Annotated in this window: 15 protein-coding genes; 2 read left to right on the forward strand and 13 right to left on the reverse strand. The window is 42.3% G+C overall.

Annotated features, from left to right (window positions below):
* Nucleotides 1-20 precede the first annotated feature (20 nt).
* On the reverse strand, nt 21-1112 hold the full coding sequence (locus ABFV83_RS16630) for a hypothetical protein (RefSeq protein ID WP_349945381.1): 1092 nt from the start codon (nt 1110-1112) through the stop codon (nt 21-23).
* A gap of 169 nt (nt 1113-1281) precedes the next feature.
* On the opposite strand from ABFV83_RS16630, the gene ABFV83_RS16635 reads away from it, so the two are divergent.
* A complete protein-coding gene (locus tag ABFV83_RS16635) occupies nt 1282-1548 on the forward strand; it encodes a hypothetical protein (RefSeq protein WP_054739899.1) in 267 nt (88 codons plus the stop codon).
* A gap of 109 nt (nt 1549-1657) precedes the next feature.
* On the opposite strand, the gene ABFV83_RS16640 is transcribed toward ABFV83_RS16635, so the two are convergent.
* From ABFV83_RS16640 to ABFV83_RS16690, 11 genes are all read right to left on the reverse strand, one after another.
* Nucleotides 1658-2479: a glycosyltransferase family 8 protein gene (locus ABFV83_RS16640; protein WP_349945383.1), complete on the reverse strand. Its 822-nt coding sequence runs from the start codon at nt 2477-2479 to the stop codon at nt 1658-1660.
* Complete coding sequence (locus ABFV83_RS16645; RefSeq protein ID WP_349945385.1) at nt 2469-3059, reverse strand: CDP-alcohol phosphatidyltransferase family protein; 591 nt, start codon at nt 3057-3059, stop codon at nt 2469-2471. Before ABFV83_RS16645 ends, ABFV83_RS16640 begins: the two co-directional genes overlap by 11 nt.
* Nucleotides 3060-3091: 32 nt before the next feature.
* On the reverse strand, nt 3092-3535 hold the full coding sequence (locus tag ABFV83_RS16650; RefSeq protein ID WP_349945387.1) for a MarR family transcriptional regulator: 444 nt from the start codon (nt 3533-3535) through the stop codon (nt 3092-3094).
* A 153-nt stretch (nt 3536-3688) separates the two neighbouring features.
* Nucleotides 3689-4690 carry a LacI family DNA-binding transcriptional regulator gene (locus ABFV83_RS16655; protein WP_349945388.1) on the reverse strand — a complete coding sequence of 334 codons (1002 nt, stop codon included), beginning with the start codon at nt 4688-4690 and terminating at the stop codon, nt 3689-3691.
* 119 nt (nt 4691-4809) lie between these two features.
* On the reverse strand, nt 4810-5451 hold the full coding sequence (gene pgmB / locus ABFV83_RS16660; RefSeq protein ID WP_349945390.1) for a beta-phosphoglucomutase: 642 nt from the start codon (nt 5449-5451) through the stop codon (nt 4810-4812).
* Nucleotides 5452-5472: 21 nt separating this feature from the next.
* Nucleotides 5473-6324 (reverse strand): DMT family transporter, encoded by an 852-nt coding sequence (locus ABFV83_RS16665; protein WP_349945392.1) that lies wholly within the window; start codon nt 6322-6324, stop codon nt 5473-5475.
* Nucleotides 6325-6337: 13 nt separating this feature from the next.
* Complete coding sequence (locus ABFV83_RS16670) at nt 6338-8659, reverse strand: glycosyl hydrolase family 65 protein (protein WP_349945394.1); 2322 nt, start codon at nt 8657-8659, stop codon at nt 6338-6340.
* 25 nt (nt 8660-8684) lie between these two features.
* On the reverse strand, nt 8685-11675 hold the full coding sequence (locus ABFV83_RS16675; protein WP_349945396.1) for a glycoside hydrolase family 2 TIM barrel-domain containing protein: 2991 nt from the start codon (nt 11673-11675) through the stop codon (nt 8685-8687).
* 97 nt (nt 11676-11772) lie between these two features.
* Nucleotides 11773-12594: a carbohydrate ABC transporter permease gene (locus tag ABFV83_RS16680; protein ID WP_349945397.1), complete on the reverse strand. Its 822-nt coding sequence runs from the start codon at nt 12592-12594 to the stop codon at nt 11773-11775.
* Nucleotides 12594-13514: a sugar ABC transporter permease gene (locus tag ABFV83_RS16685; RefSeq protein WP_349945399.1), complete on the reverse strand. Its 921-nt coding sequence runs from the start codon at nt 13512-13514 to the stop codon at nt 12594-12596. The genes ABFV83_RS16680 and ABFV83_RS16685 overlap by 1 nt, the downstream gene beginning before the upstream one ends.
* A 102-nt stretch (nt 13515-13616) precedes the next feature.
* Nucleotides 13617-14855: a sugar ABC transporter substrate-binding protein gene (locus ABFV83_RS16690; RefSeq protein ID WP_349945401.1), complete on the reverse strand. Its 1239-nt coding sequence runs from the start codon at nt 14853-14855 to the stop codon at nt 13617-13619.
* A gap of 487 nt (nt 14856-15342) precedes the next feature.
* On the opposite strand from ABFV83_RS16690, the gene ABFV83_RS16695 reads away from it, so the two are divergent.
* The gene (locus tag ABFV83_RS16695; RefSeq protein ID WP_349945403.1) at nt 15343-15807 is read left to right on the forward strand and encodes a GNAT family N-acetyltransferase; all 465 of its coding nucleotides are present in this window, start codon (nt 15343-15345) and stop codon (nt 15805-15807) included.
* A 145-nt stretch (nt 15808-15952) separates the two neighbouring features.
* On the opposite strand, the gene ABFV83_RS16700 is transcribed toward ABFV83_RS16695, so the two are convergent.
* Nucleotides 15953-16720 carry a DUF6612 family protein gene (locus tag ABFV83_RS16700; RefSeq protein WP_349945405.1) on the reverse strand — a complete coding sequence of 256 codons (768 nt, stop codon included), beginning with the start codon at nt 16718-16720 and terminating at the stop codon, nt 15953-15955.
* Between the last annotated feature and the right edge of the window lie 151 nt (nt 16721-16871).

The raw sequence follows: 16871 nt of genomic DNA on the forward strand, positions 1-16871 counted from the left end.
TTTCATTCTGCACCTTGACCTTATTCTTTCATACTCTTATAAAGAGTTTTTGCTTCACTGATGGAGGAAGCCTTGCCCATCCGGATCATATCGGCCAGTTCATCAAGCCTCTCCGGAACCATAAATTCTTTTCCAATATAAGACGCATAGTTGTCATTGATAAAAAGGGTCTGCTCCTTTACCCTGATTTCCGCCTCCTTGGCGTTAGCTGCTGCCCCTTCATAAGCTTCCTCAAGCTTTGCAATCTTATCCCTGCTGTTGCTGGCAATCTCATCGGAAAGGATGGTCCGTGTTACCTTGTCAAAGGTATTTAAGGCTTCCCGCTTCTTATCGGCGATGTTTGATAAATCCTGGTCGATCCGGGCGATCTCGTCATCGTATTTCTCCAAATTGTATACGGCTTCATCACGGTCCCGTTTTATGGAATGAATGATAACACGGATCTTCCGTTTGTTAGACTTAATAATGTCCCTGATAGACCTCCCTTTTCTCAATGCGCCCTGATGCCTCACCTTGGTAAAGTTATTAATGAGGATGTAAAGGCCCCCAAAAAACAGGATGGCAGCAAAGTAAATTCCCATGAGGTAGAACGGTGACTTCTCCGGAAGCAGCAGATAGATTCCGCAGGGGATTAAAAGAAAGAACAAAAAAATGTTTAAAAGCAGCACAAGGAATTCTGAAAATCCCCTGGGAAGATATAAGGCATAATACCAGCCGCTTTTACAAAATCCAGGAACCCGGTCCTGCTGGAAAACAGACTTCATCTGCAGCATTAATTCCCGGTTGTTTCCCTTAAGCTCTGCCGTCTCCTCTTCAATCCGTTCCCTGACTCCCTGGGTCTTCGCCTTCTCCCGCTTACCTCTCACCCGTTTTAAGCGGTCCTGTTCCCTGGCTATTTCCCTGTCATAGGTGTCACAAATTTCCTCGATCCGTTTCTTCACCGTAAGGCTGATGGCATCTGTCACAGCCTTTCTTTCTGCATCCAGTTCTTTTTCCAGACGTTTCTCCTCCAGGCGGAACTTTTCCAATAAACTCCTGCTTGCAGATAATTCCTGGACAGCCCTGCAGGCCTCTCCAAGAAATCCAACCTGATCTGTTATGGGTTGCGCCATCTTAAGTCTTCCTCCTTCGGTTTTTCCTACAAAGATTCTATCATAATTTTCATTATTTTACAATGTCCGGCATTTTCCTTCTTGCCTTTTTCTGAGTAATAATGCTATAATCGTTGCATTATAAAAACAACTGATGGCATCCCCTTATTTTAGAAAGGAAAATTCGATTATGTTTCGTATGTGGGCAAAATTAATGAAAGACACCAGGATCATGAGAGACACTGTTATCTGCATCTCAGACTACAGCCTTTCCAGGACTTCCATGGTCTTTCAGGCGCTTGATGACATCTGCCTCCAGTTCGATCTTGGAAAACCCATGTGGTTGGATGCTACTGTCCATGAGTTTCAAAAACATTCCAAAGCCAGGTTTACCCAGGATAATTTTATAGAGCACATTGATTTTGATTTTCTGGAGATTCAGGTCATCGAAGAATAGGCGAAAGAAGTCTTTGTATACCAAACGGCATAGTCAGCTTTGACTATGCCGTTTTGCTGCTGTATCCGCTGGTATCCTGCCCTGCGATCTCACCTGCGGTTTCTGACTGCTATCTGGCGGCGGCCTGCATATAATGCTTGTATAACGCCCCAAAACGATGGGAGTAGGAAGCTGCCCAGGGCTTTCTCTTTCCGCAGAAATGAAGAATCGCCGTGTTCTGAATCACCCATTCCAGATTACAGATGCCGCCGCTCCGAATCAGATAATTGGAATAATACCTGGCATCATAGTTCCATATGGCGTCATCCACCTGCAGCGTATTCTGTCCATACAGATAATTAAAAACATCCTGGTCCGGAAGCAGAAGATCTGTTTCGTGTTCGCTTACACACTGAAAAATATCATCCGGCCTTACGATCTCCCTGGCCTTTGTTAAATCCATCAGCATAACACCTGTATTGTAATAATCATGCTCGGTTCCCAGTCTTACACGATTGATATCATTCATGATCTCCGTAATTCCGGTATGGGACGCGGCGGCAAAGGCATTCCCGTTAAGCCCCACCTCCCACAGCGGGCGGATCGGATTAATCACAAGGATATCCGGATCAAGATAAAGAATCTTTTCCACAGACACGGGCAGAAGATGGGGAGCCAGTAAGCGGTAATACATCTCCTGGGGATACCTTTTTGAAATGGGGGCATTCTGAAACATTGCACGGTCTACCTGCAGCGGAGTTAGGGGTACGCAGTGTAAGCTGCAGTATTCCTCCAGCTCCTGCAGTTCCTCCTGGGGGATTGCACTATGGAGCAGCCATACGTGTAAGATTTCCCGGGGATTATTATTAAGCAGAGACATTAACATGGTCTGAAACGGTTTTATATAGTTTTTATCAAAGGTTACAAGCAAGTTGATTCTGTCATTCTGCATGGTTTTTCTCCTTTCCTGGCAAAATCTTGTTTGTGTTCTTCAATGCCCATATATTACGAATTCCGTATAGAACAAGAGAAACAAACATCATAGCGAGGCAAACTGCAATAAGGATATTCGATAATACCGTGGGAATGTCATTCCATACCACATGAAGGATCATCATGGCAAAAAGCAGAACAGTAGCTGCTTTTCCATGCCAATTGGCCCCGAAAACCTGCCCCGTATTCCGGATCACCAAAAATCCTGTGATTCCTGCAAATATCTCTTTCAGAATCAAAAGGACAAGGGGCGCCATCATAAAGGGGAAGCGGGTGATCAGGCAAAAAAGCATGACTCCCTGGGTCAGCTTATCGGCAATTGGATCCAATACCTTGCCCAAATTGCTGATCATATGAAAACGCCTTGCAATAAAACCATCTACAACATCTGTCAGGCCGGACAGGATCAGCAGGCCTCCTGTCCATAAATAATCTTGTTTTACATAGTATAGCCAGACAAGAAACGGTATCATACAAAGGCGTAAAGCGGAAAGCATATTGGGGATTGTCAGGATCTTATTTTGCGGCTCTTGATTCATAATTCTCCTTTCTGCCTGTTTTCATGAATTGTTTATTCTTTATTGATTTCTTCACGCAAAAGGGTAATATATTTCCCCATCAACGCGATGTATGTCTGCAGTTCCTGTTCCGGCATCTTTTCTATGGCTCTCTGTTCTGCTTCATATATATGCAGAACCCTGTTTTCGCCAAACCTTTTTCCTGCTTCCGTCAGACGGATGATCTTCCGGTTGCGTGTGCCTGGAACTGTTTCCAGAAATACAAAGCCCTTTTTTGTTAAATTTGCTATTACGGAGTTAACGGTCTGTTTCGGCAAAGACCACATATCGCAGATATCTTGCTGGGAATACTCGCCTCCCAAGACTAAAAGGGAATACCATACCCAAAATTCACTGTCAGAAATCCCGAATTTGATAGCAGCGCTGTGATAGATCGCTGTAAGCTCCTTTTCCTGTTGGTTTAAAATTTCCAGTTGCTTTTTGATCTGTTTCATCATTCCAGAATCTCCTCTATCATTAAGTATCCGATTTCGGACACTTAAAGTTTAATCCGGAAACAGCTGCTTGTCAAGAAGATTATTAAAATCAAAAAAATACTGTTCCTTCCGCATAAATGCGAAGAAACAGCATCTTTAAAGGGCTGATGGAACCTAATTCCCGCCCTTCCATTTACTGACACTTCCCCGAACCATTAATTTTGTTGGTAATGAAATATGCATACTGATCTCACGGCCGGAATATATCCTTTCAGCCAGTATGCTTACCGCCTGAGAACCCATAAAATCCATATAAATATGAACCGTTGTAAGAGGGGGAACCAAATATTTAGCAATGGAGATATCATTAAATCCGATCACACTGATATCCTCCGGAATTCCAAGACCTGCCTCCTGTATGGCTTTATAGCAGCCAACGGCTAAAGAATCGTTTGCAGTAAAGATAGCGCTTGGCCTTTCTTCCATAGCCAGGAGTTCTTTTCCAAGCCTGTATCCATGCTTAGGCGTATAGCCGCCTATTTTAATATAATCCTCATTTAAAATCCCTCTCTCTTCCATGAAGGAACGGTAAATAGGAACCCTTAAATCCACCACTTCTTTCCCGTCAGCATCCACATCACGGCCTCCGATAAATGCAATCTTTTTGTGGCCTTCCTGTAAAAAATAGCTGAGCACCTTCTTTACAGAGTGCTTTAGATCCGTTACCACGGAATCAAATAAATCCAGATCACCTAATGCATCCACAAAAACAGCCGGCTTATGAAAGTCTTTTACCTTGTTTACCATGGATTCGCTAAAGGTCCCAAGGCAGATCAATCCGTCCAGATTCGATGTGCTTTCTACCGAATCCCCTAAATTGACCGTAAACTTTTTAAACCCTTCCTCTTCTATTTTCCTCTCTATCGCAATGCGTACAGACAGATAAAAGGTATCTTCTAATTCCTCTTCCAGGGAATAGGAAGATATCATGCCAAGCTTTAATTTCTTTTTATACTTCTTCTTGTTCCGCATCTGATATTCTAACCGCTCTGCGGCCTCAAACACCCTTTGTTTCGTCTCGTCCTGTACATTTAACGTGTCATCAAAATTAAGGACACGAGATACGGTCGCAGCAGAAACGCCTGCCATCTCAGCTATTTCTTTAATTGTTGCCACTATTTTTTCCTTCCTCGCTTCTTATACTGTCCTTATTTTATCATATCTGATTTTGTGCCGCAACTATCATCATATACCGGCTGCAATACCAAGTTTACTGCGGTCCGCCTTGGGATTCATTATGGTTCTACGATATCCAGCAAATCAGAGAATGTGTTTAATACATAAGTTGCAATGTTACAGGATATCCCAGCCCCAATTGCCCCACAGTCCATATTTCCGGCTTTAGCAGCCTCCAGTCCGGCTTTGGCATCTTCTATTACAAGGCAGTTTTCCGGATCCTCAGAAAGGAATCCGGCCGCTTTTATAAACACTTCCGGATCGGGTTTGGATTTAGTAATATTATTTCCGTCAGAAATGGCGTCAAAATACCCGGAAAGTCCAAGGCGCTCTAAGATAAATCCTGCATTCTTACTGGAAGAGCCAATGGCAAGCTTCAGCCCTTTTAAGCGGAGGGCATCCAGTGTTTCCTTAACTTCTTTAGAAAGATCTTCCGGGCTCATATGTTTTAGTAATTCCTTATAGATCTCATTTTTCTTTTCTGCTAAAGACGTCTTTTCTTCCTGGTTCATATCTCCGTGATAGTTCTCTAAAATAATCTCCAGGCTTTCCATGCGGCTTATTCCCCGCAAACGGTTATTGATTTTTTCATCGAAATAAACGCCCAGTTCATCTGCAATCTGCTTCCAGGCCTGATAATGGTATCTGTCCGTGTGGCAGATAACCCCATCTAAATCAAAAATAACTGCCTTATATTTCATAAGGAATTCCTCCTGTTCTGCTTACCCGGCTTCCGAAAGATTTGATATTACAACTGCTCCTAAGATGATCACGCTGCCCGCCAGCATGCGGGGGGTAACAATTTCCCCAAGAATCAGAATAGAAAACAGCGTTCCAAAGACGGACTCCAAAGACAGAATAATGGCTGCTTTTGTTTCATCCACATATTTCTGGCTGGCTGTCTGAAGCAGGTAGCATACCGTCGTACTGATCACTCCTAAATAAAGCACACTTAATATTCCTTTTCCAGTCACGTGGAACTGCGTCTCTCCAAAGGCGATCAGGCTGATGAAAGATAAAAGAAACGCGGTTATCATCTGAATAAAGTTCAATACAGTAGCACGGTATTTCTTTACAAATTCACTTGTGAGAAAGATTTGAAATGCAAACCCAACAGCGCAAATAAGGGTCAGCCCGTCCCCAAGGCCTAAAGAAAAATTACGATCCAGCGACAGCAGGGCCACGCCTGCTACGGACATCACTGCCCCGGCTATCCCTCTTGCTCCTATTTTCTTTCTTAAGATCAGAAATGAAATAAACGGAACGATCACTACATTTAATGCTGTTAAAAAAGCATTTTTAGAAGGTGTTGTGTATTGAAGCCCCACAATCTGAAATGCAAATCCGGCAAAGAGGGCGACTCCCATAAGCCCTCCTGCCATTACTTCTGATTTTGTGATTCCCTGTAAGGACCGGATGCTGATCAGCCCCATTAAAACAGTGCCTAACAGAAACCGGACCGCCATAATCTGGAATGGCCTCATGCTCTCCAGTGCCATGTCGCTGGCAACAAAACCGCCGCCCCATATAATGGTTACTAAGATAAGCCCCCCGATTGCAAGCCTTTTTTTCATGAATATGTCCTCTCTATTCCCTTCCTGCCTTTACGATCTGCCCGTTCACATTTACTTCCAGAGCTTCTCCATCCAATACCTTTACTAAGACGCTGTTATCTCTGCTGATGGTGATCCTTAACCGGGAATTCATGTGGTGGAGGCAAAACTCCAGCCCTTCCCATTCTTTTGGCATGTGAGGACGTACCGTCAGCATACCGTCTTCCCCAATGGAAACCCCGGCAAAGCCAAATACCACGGTCTGCCATACGCCTCCTGTATTGGCGGCATGAATCCCCTCTCTTGTATTTTTCTGTAAATTCAGCAAATCAAGGAAGGCTGCCCGTTTCAGATAACGGTATGCCTTGGAGTCATCTCCTACCTTTAATCCCATAACAGAGTAAATGCTTGGGCTTAAAGAAGAACCATGAAGGGTACGTTTCTCATAATACTCGTAATTTTTCCGAATCTCATTTTCCGTAAATTCCTGTCCCATGAGATGGAGCAGCATAACAACATCCGCCTGCTTAATAATCTGTGTCTGGCTCGCTCTCCTGGTTTTCAAGGCTTCCGGACGGACAGGCCAGTCATTTTCGTCGTATTTCTCAATCACCACATCTTCCAGTTTAAAGTAACCTTCAAACTGCTCCAAAAGGTCTGTGCCTTCTTTTCTTGGCAGGTACATTTTTTCCTGGACAATCTCCCAATCTTTGATTTCCTGAGCAGTCAGCCCTGTTTTTTCCATCAGCGCATCATACTCTTTGGAATGTCCTTTCTTAAGGGTATCAATTAAGGAAATCACATAACGCAGATTCCATTTGGCCAGATAATTGGTATAAAGATTGTTATTCACCGGCTCATGCCATTCATCAGGACCGGTTACCTGATTGATCTCATAGCGGTCCTTTTCTGCCACATATTCACACCGGCTAGCCCAAAACCTTGCTGTCTCTGTTAATATCTCCGCTCCCTGGTTCAGTAAAAAATCCATATCCCTGGTGATTTTTACATAATTATAAATGCCATAAGCAACTGCTGCAGTCACGTGATGCTCATAAACGGCTACATAACAGCGGTAGCATGAACCATCCGGCTCAATGGTCCAATCAGGGCACTGCTCTGTGCCGTCATCCGCAGATTCCCAGGGATATTGGGCGCCTTTATAGCCGTTTTTCCTGGCGTTTGCCCTTGCTGCTTCCAGCAGATGATACCGGTAAGATTCCAGGTTTTTCGCTGTTTCAGGGAAAACGTATGCAAAAAAGGGAAGCATGAATATTTCCGTATCCCAAAAGGCATGCCCTCCGTATTCTTCGCCGGAAAGGAGCTTCGCCCCTACATTGACCCGGGTATCTCTCTCATTGCCCGTGCTCATTAAATGGAAAATATTAAAACGGACTGCCCGGTCCAGCTCATCATCACCTGCAATACGGATATCAGCGGCCTTCCACATACCCTCATAAACCGTCTTATGGGCTGCCAGTTCTTCTTCAAACCCTGTTTCCAAAAATCCATCTATTTCTTCTTTTACCTTCATATGAAGTGCGTATCTTGCGGCCTCACGTTCCGTATACATGGACACATATTTTATGATTTCTACGGTTTCTCCTTCTACGGCATCAAAATCACCAAACTCCACTCCCTGTTCCCCAAAGGCGTGGAACATCCTGTTTTTCAAAATACCCTTGCCGTTTTTATAGGCTTCCAGCCGGCATCCAGCCCCTGCATGAAGATGGTTATCCCTGGTGGCAACCTCCATATAAATACCGTCTTTATCAAGGGTTTCATTGGCTGTCATGTACGTATGTTTTACTTTAAAACGGGGGGCATCATGGAAGTTGATAATCGTGCCGTCAATGATGTTTTCCACTTCAATGATCCCGCTGTAATTTAACGGTGTGACATACAGTTTGATTCCCATGCGGTGTACATTGGCACGGCTTACAAACCGGATTCCTTCCACTAGGGTTTCCCTTCCCTTTTTATCCCGCAATATAAAGCTTTTTGCAAGAAGGGCCTGTTTCATATCAAGGGCTCTGGTAAACTTAAGAATCTGGCAGTCCTCTATTCCAATCAGTTCCTTTTCAATATAAAGCTTTATCCCAAGCCAGTTAGGAAGGGCAGCAAGCTCTCTCATAAAGGTTTCTGATTTATCAAATACTCCGTTAATGTATAAATAGGGAAGAGTTGTTTTCCCTCCTTCTTCATGACTTCCCCGGATCCCCAGATAACCATTGGATAAACTGAATAAGCTTTCAAACTTTAAATTTTCTTCCGGATCATATTCCGGCTGCAAAATCATCCAGTCATCGGAGCTTAGCATCTCTTTTAATTTTCCTGAAAATCTCTCTTTTATCATTCTTTGACTGCTCCTTTATCTCTTCCTACTCCAAATAACGCTTCTTTGCTTCCTTTCTCACTTCCCCATCATCAACCACCTGCATCACAAATACCATAGAAAAGTCCTGAAGCTTTACTTTATATTCTTCTAACTGTTCCTCTCCGCAGCTATTGCTTCCAAGGCCGGACTGTAAATAATCCAAATGGATTTCAACATGGTCTGCCCGCTGTATCTGGAATGAGTGTCTTGCCTCTTCCAGGCTTTCATCTGTATAATTTGCAAGATTCAGTCCCATAGGCGCTTCCATCTTACATAACAGGCTCTTATTCCCATCTCCTATCCCAAACCACTTTACTTCTTCCCTGTGGCCGTTTTCCTGGGGGAATACATAATCGGTTCCCATCTCATCCACTGAGCTGGAATAAATACCCATAATGCTGGCGGCTTTGCTGTCTGAATAGTTTTCATCTGGTCCAAGGCCATACCACACTGCCTTTTGCAGGGACTTATTTCCCTTCATGACCACACCGATTCTGGGAAGGAAAGAAGGTTCCAGCTTTCCTCTCTGAACCGCCCTGCCCTGCAAATTCACTTTAACCTGGCCGCAGGAGTAGATGGTATATTCATAATCACATTCAAAGCCCCATGACTGATTTAAGCAGCCAAAATATTTTCCAATGGTAACAACTACTTGATCCGCCCCTGCTTTACAAGTAACATATTCTGTCTGTTCACTGGATTTCTGAATAAAATATTTATTCATCCAATCCTCTTTTTTATACATATCGTTATCAATGGTGGCACGGTATACGCTCATTACCGGACCTTCACTTAAATATACCTGGTCTCCTGCTGCAACAGACAGCAGCTTCCCAAATATTTTATGGAAGGTTACCGTAACCGCTCCATTTTCTACCTTGAGAATATCCGTTGTTTCAGATACCTTTAAAGGTTCTCCTTTTGGACGTTCCTCCAGCACATCACAGCTTATATTCAATGGAAACTGTACTTTTAAAATTTCATAGCCGGCTTTTGCAAAGTTTGTATCTTCTTTCTGGCATACCGTAATATTCAGATAGTAATCAGTGTTTGCCTCAGGCATGAATGGAAGGAAGGGTATTGTCACCTTTTCTTCTTCATGAGGAAGGGCGTTCATATGAGTAATGGTTCCTTCCTGAATAATATGTTCTTCAGCCTGGATCTCCCATCTTAAAGTAACGTGCCCCAGTGTCAGGAAGTCATAATGGTTCCTTACAAGAACCTCCCGTCCTGCACCTGTCCTTGTCACTTCCACCGGTGCAATGACCTGTTTGTATTCCAGCATTGCGGGGGAAGGGGTTCTATCCGGCATCAGCAGCCCGTCGATACAGAAATTCCCATTAGTTGGAAAATCTCCGTAATTGCCTCCATAACGATAATAGGCTTCCTTTCCTTCTTCCGTATAAATTCCATGATCATACCATTCCCACAGAAAACCGCCTTGAAGCCGTTTATATTTGCGGTACATCTCCTGATATGCCTTTAAGCCGCCCGGTCCATTTCCCATGGCGTGTCCATATTCACACATAATGTGGGGCTTATTCCCTTTAGAATCTGATTCTCCAATCTCTTTCAGCCTATTAAGCCTTGTGTACATGGTAGAGTAAACGTCAGTCACTTCTGCTTCATAATCTCCCTCATAGTGGAGCAGCCTTGTGTCATCCAGTTCCTTTACTGCCCTGGCAGCACTTTTAAAATTGCAGCCAAAGCTGGATTCATTTCCCAGGGACCACATGATAATGCATGGATGATTCCGGTCCCTCTTTACCATGCGCACGCTTCTGTCCACATAGGCCTCTTTCCAGGACGGGTCATTTGTAATCCAGTCATACCGCTCTACCCATTCAAATCCATGGCATTCTAAATCTGCCTCATCAATCACATAGAGTCCGTATTCATCACATAAATCATACAGATATCCATTGGCAGGATAGTGGGAACAGCGCAGCGCATTGATATTATGCTGTTTCATAAGCAGGATATCTGCTTCCATCTGTGACCGTGTGACACAGCGCCCTTCTTTGGGATTGAAGTCATGATGGTTCACACCATTTAACAGAATCACCTGATTATTCACCCTAAAGTTATTATCTTTTATTTCAACCTTACGGAATCCCACCCGCACCACGATTTCATGCTCACCTGCAGATACTGTTAATTCATATAAATCAGGGGTTTCTGCTGTCCAAAGGTCCACACCGGAAATCATCTCTTTTAAGTGTGCCCTGCCCTCTTTTGACTGGAAGTTTCCGCCGGCAACTGCCTTTCCATCTCTTTCTAATTTCCATGTACCATCACATGTTTCCTGCTTTGTGGTAATGTCTGCTCTTAAGATTCCATTTTTATAAGAGCTGTCCAGATCACCAACTACCGTGCAATCAATAATACTTTCTTCCGGCTCATTGATTAACTCCACATCCCGGTAAATCCCGGAAAGCCACCACATATCCTGATCTTCCAAATACGTTCCATCGGACCATTTATAGACCCGTACTGTAATTTCATTTTCCCCTTCCCGGACATGGGCTGTAATATCAAATTCACTTGGAAGGCGGCTGACCTTGCTGTAGCCTGCATGGGTCCCATTGATCCATACATCAAATGCACTGTCCACACCATGAAATTTTAAAATCGTATCATTCTGAATCCACTCCCTGTTTAAATGGACTGTTTTTTTATAAATTCCTGTAGGATTTTCTGAAGGTACAAAAGGCGGATTGATTGGAAATAAATATAATACATCAGTATAGTGCATCCGGTCATATCCTCTTAACTGCCACACAGAAGGCACATCAATCGTATCCCAGTCTGTTCCTGTTCCTCTGTTCATAAATCCTTCCGGGGACAGTTCCGGCGCTTCCAAATAGAGGAATCTCCACTCTCCATTTAAATTAATTCTGGAAGCAGAATCTTTATAAAACTCTGTGCGGGCTTCCCTTCTTCCAATATGTCCCAGCATCTGGTCTTCCCATCTCTTTTTTGTTCGCCTTGTCATCTTTGTTTCTCCTCTATGTGTTTATGTCAAACAAATATATAGCCGGGAAGAAAACCGTGCACAGATGCACATGAAATACTTAACCCGGCTGCTCTTTCTATTTAATAGAACCACTTGTCCCTTCTACAATATACTTTTGCGCAATAATGAATATAATAATTGGCGGTATAATCATAATGATCGTAATACAAAGCATAGGGATAATCCGTGTGCTGTGAATTCCTTTAAAGGTTGCAAGTCCTAAAGCAAGTGTATATTTACTTCTGTCATGAAGGAAGATCAATGGTCCCAGATAATCATTCCACACCGTAATCATATTTAAGACACCTACCAGAATGAGGGAGGGTTTTAAGATTGGCATGAAAATTTTCCAATAAATCTGAAATGCATTGGCACCGTCAATTCGCGCCGCCTCTTCAAAATCCTTGGGAACCCCCATTAAGAATTGCCTCATTAAGAAAATATAGTAGGCAGAGCCAAACCATGCCGGCACAATCAGCGGCTTTAACGTATTAATCCAGCCAAATAAATTAAATTCCATATATTGAGGAATCATGGTAACATCCCATGGAATCATCATCGTTGAAAGCAAAATCATAAATAACAGGTTTTTTCCCTTAAATTCAAACCTTGCAAAACCATATGCCACCAGAGAACAGGAAATGATCTGTCCTGCAGTTGTCATAACCGTAATGATAATAGAATTTTTTAAATATGTGCCAAAAGGCTGTGATTGCCATGCATTTTTAAAATTCTCAAACAGCCATTTGGAAGGAAATAGCCGGGGCGGATAAGCAATGGCTTCTGCTTCTGTCTTAAAGGCAGTAAAGAACATATAAATAAAAGGTGCAAGAAAGTAAACTGCAACAGCAGTCAGCAGGGTATAGATAATAACTTTTGATTTCATGGACATCTTCATTATTTTTTCCCTCCCTTTTTCTTCTTACCATTCTTTGCTTCCGTTTCATAGAATACCCATGTAGAAGAAGACTTGAAGATCAATGCCGTCAGAATTAAGATAATAATAAACATCACCCATGCATTGGCGCTTGCATAACCCAGCTTATGGTGTTTAAACGCATTGTTATAAGTATACAGCCCATAGAAATAGGTGGATTTTAACGGACCTCCTCCGGTCAGCAGCATTACCAGCGTCACCTGCTGGAAGGAACTGATGACAGAAGTAATTAAATTAAATAAAATTGTTGGTGTAATAATCGGCAGCGTAATGCAGAAAAACTGTTTTGCAGGACTGGCTCCATCTAAGGATGATGCTTCATATAAATCAATGGGGATATTCTTAATATCCGTGTAAAAAATAAGCATCATGGTTCCTACACCAAAAGCACTGGCCAAAATTACTGCAAACAGTGCCCAGGCAGGATCTACCAGCCACCTGGGGCCTGTAATCCCCAGTAAGGATAATAAATAATTCAATACCCCATAGTCCCCGTTTAAAATCCAGCCCCAGATAATCGATACTGCCACACCGGAAATAACTGCCGGTATATAGAAAATCGTACGGTATATTTTTACGCCGTTTACCGGTTGTGTGATCAACATAGCAAGAAAGAGCGCAATTGCCATATTTAACGGTACAAAAATCGCCGCATACTTAAGGCTGATTGTCAGGGACTTCCAGAACTGAGTATCTTTTGTGAACATCTCAGTATAATTGCCAAACCCCTTAAATACCGGATCAGACGTCAATGGCCAGTCAAAAAAGCTCATGCCCAGGGACAGAATAAGCGGTCCGATTGTAAATACTAAAAACCCAATAATCCACGGAGTAATGAAGAAATACGGAGTTGCATTCCTTATAAACTTTTTTTGCTTCATAGCGTTTCTCCCATTAAGCTGATTCTTTTTTCGTAGCCCCTTAGAGGAATCTGGCCGTCTGGCCTGTTCACCAGACGGCCAGATTCTTCTTTTTATTTTGTTTTACTTCTGTGCTGCACTGTTCAATACATCCGGCACGCTCTGAAGAGAGCTTGGATTAAATACTTCTTCAAAGGACAGGGACAGCTTTTCTGATAATTCAGACCATTCTTTAATAATAAAGCTTGCAGAAGTATAACCGGTGCTTTGTTCAAGCATTAAGTAAAATGGCGCATACTCCGGCTGATCCATAATCTTTTCAGACTCTACAACACTGCTTAATACCGGTAATTCCAAACCAATACGTGCTTTATTGGATTCTTCATTTGTCCAGAATTTCACAAACTCCCAAGCAGCTTCTTTATTCTTGCTGTCTTTGGAAATGGAAATACCGGAAGAACTTAATATACTGACAGAGTCCTTCCCTGCATTGGCAAAGGCAGGAATCGCAACCACGCCATAATTTAACCCGTCTTCTTTCAGGGAATTAATTGACCACGCACCATAAACATACATTGCTACAGCGCCGGAACGGAATTCATCAGTCCCGCTTTTTTCCGTGGCAACTGCATACCCTTCTTTCTCCATATCCTGGAACATCTGAAATACTTCCTCTGATTCTTTGGAATTAATATTTCCCTCCAGGTTTCCTTCTTTGTCACAATATGCTGCTCCATTGCTCCATAAATACATTTCAAAATCATATGGATCCGGCTTCATCGGGAATGCAAAGCCTTTTGCAGAGGTTTTTTCTGATATGGTCTTTGCCGCCTGCTGCAAATCATCCCAGGTCCAATCATTGGTTGGCTCAGAAATTCCTGCTTCCTGGAATAAATCCTTATTATAAAACAAGGTGTGTGTTGTAAATCCGATCGGAATACCATATATCTGTCCATCCATGGAATTGTAATTCCATAAGGTGTCATAGAAATTTGCTTTATATGATTCCCCTTCTTTTTCAATAAAGCTGCCTAACGGTTCTAACCCCTGATAATATGACGGATAATTCCACATATACATTACATCGGGAGTATCCCCGGATCCCATGCCTGCACTGATTTTTGTATCAAAATCTTGTCCATAGGCTTCCAGAGTTACTTCAATATCATCATGTGCCAAATTAAACTTATCTACCAGTTCCTGCTGGCGGTCTACATCTTCCGCCACATCCCAGGACGCAAAACGAATTTTTGTTTTTCCGTCTTTTGCTGTATCCTGATTGGTTTTGCTTCCGCCACATCCACTTAATACAGTTACTGCTGTCAGTGATAACATACACAATACTGCCAACTTTCTTTTCATAAAAATACCTCCTCTTTTTTCTATAAAATTATTATATAATTTACTAAGTAATTTTTCAACATTTTTAGTTTAACTCTTGTATTTTCTTCTATTTTCAACATTTTTATCATATTATTTTTGTGCACTTTTACCTAATTTAATAGGTAATATTAATCCTCTTGATGTTTTTCAAATATTCACCCGGTAAATATTTACTTCATTTTACCAATATTGATAAGCATTGTTCTTAACATCCTTGCCATGATAAAAGAAATGAGGCGGGACATTCCAAGTCAAAGGAGTATTGTTCCAACAGAATGTCCCTGTTTCTGCATCTGTTGAAGACGGAAAACATAAGGATAAAAATATGATTGATAGCAGTCTGAGAAAATGACTGGCATACCGTTAAAGTAATTGTAAATCACTTTAGAATGATATATACTGCTTTCCATAAAGTCTTTGGCAGAAATGAACAGATAATTTAGTTTTCGAAGAAAGAGGAAATAAATTGGAAACCATAACATTGAAGAAATTATGTGACTATCCTGAATTTTTAGAAGAAGCAGCTTTCTGGTTTTCTCAAAAGTGGGGCATTCCTGTTGAGACTTACAGGGAAAGCATGGGGCAGTCCATCAATCAAAAAACAGGAATCCCCCAATGGTATCTTGTTTTAAATGAAAAGCAGGAAATGATAGCCGGGGCAGGAATTATAGAAAACGACTTCCATGACCGGAAAGACTTAAGCCCAAATTTATGCGCTTTGTATGTAAAAGAAAATTATCGCGGACTGGGCATTGCTAAGTACCTTTTAGATTTTTCCAGAAAAGAGCTAGGCAATATGGGATTTGAAAAGATATATTTAATAACAGATTATACAGAATTTTATGAAAAGTGCGGTTGGGACTTCCTTACAATGGTAAATGGAGATGATGGCAGCTCTGAACGAATGTATGCTGCTTCCACATTAATATAAACCTGGGATATAAATAAAAGGCAAAGGCGGAAGCTGTCCGGCATATCCTGCCGCTTCCAATGCCTTTGCCTTTCTAATGTTCCTTAATACTTCTTTATTCGGTATCAGCGAATGATTGAGAATCTTTTATCCTGCAATCGATTTACTAATTCTCCAGCGCGCTGGCATCGATTTCCGTATATCCCTCCAGATCCGGAGCCGTGACTTCAACGGTCTGACCAGGATTGTTATAGGTGGAATCCGTATCCATAACCATAGCTATGGTCTCGCCCTCAGCGGTCATTTCAAAGGACATCTTGATCTTTGAGCTGGTAAAATATCCTTCCTTATTGACTGTCGCCTCTCCGCTGGCCTCCTTGATGGAGTAGCTAACCCCTTCCATATTGGTTCCTAACTGAACCAGCATATCCTTTACATAGGAGTCCATCTTTTCAGCATCAACGGTAAAGGTAAGAACCTGGTTCTCTCCATCCTTCTTTGCCGTGATCTCCTTCAGATAAGAAGAATCTACACTTGCACCTTCTGTGCTCTGCTTTATCTGTTCCATCATGGCATCTAAATCCATGGCGTATTTAACCTTCTGGCCCATGGAATCCATATAATAATACCCATTCTCATAATACATGAGCATATCCAGATCCTGGCCCATAAGGGAAGTAGTCCCCTGTGCAAGGTATCTCATCTTCTCTGTGTTTATGTCCGCCATCTTCATATCCAGGTTCATCTTGATATCCGTGGTTTCCTCCCCCTGGGTCATCTGCATATTGATCGCAGAGATCACATCCATAGAGGCCAGCTCCGATGTTTTTTTCGAAGCCTCATCATAGAGCACCTTGGGATCCTTTTCTCCCTTGCAGGCAGCCAATGACAGGGTCGTGGCCAAAGCAAGGAAAAGCATTAAACATTTTTTCATATCTTCCTCCTTTAATCTTGTGTATTTATTAACGCACTATTAAGTATACTATACAATACGGTTATTTCATATCTAAAATTTTCTTAAATATATCTTTAATTTTTCCAATCAAACCAAGGTTTATAAAAACGCCGGTGTCCCGGTCCCACCT

This window comes from Lacrimispora sp. BS-2, assembly GCF_040207125.1.
Lineage (GTDB): Bacteria > Bacillota > Clostridia > Lachnospirales > Lachnospiraceae > Lacrimispora.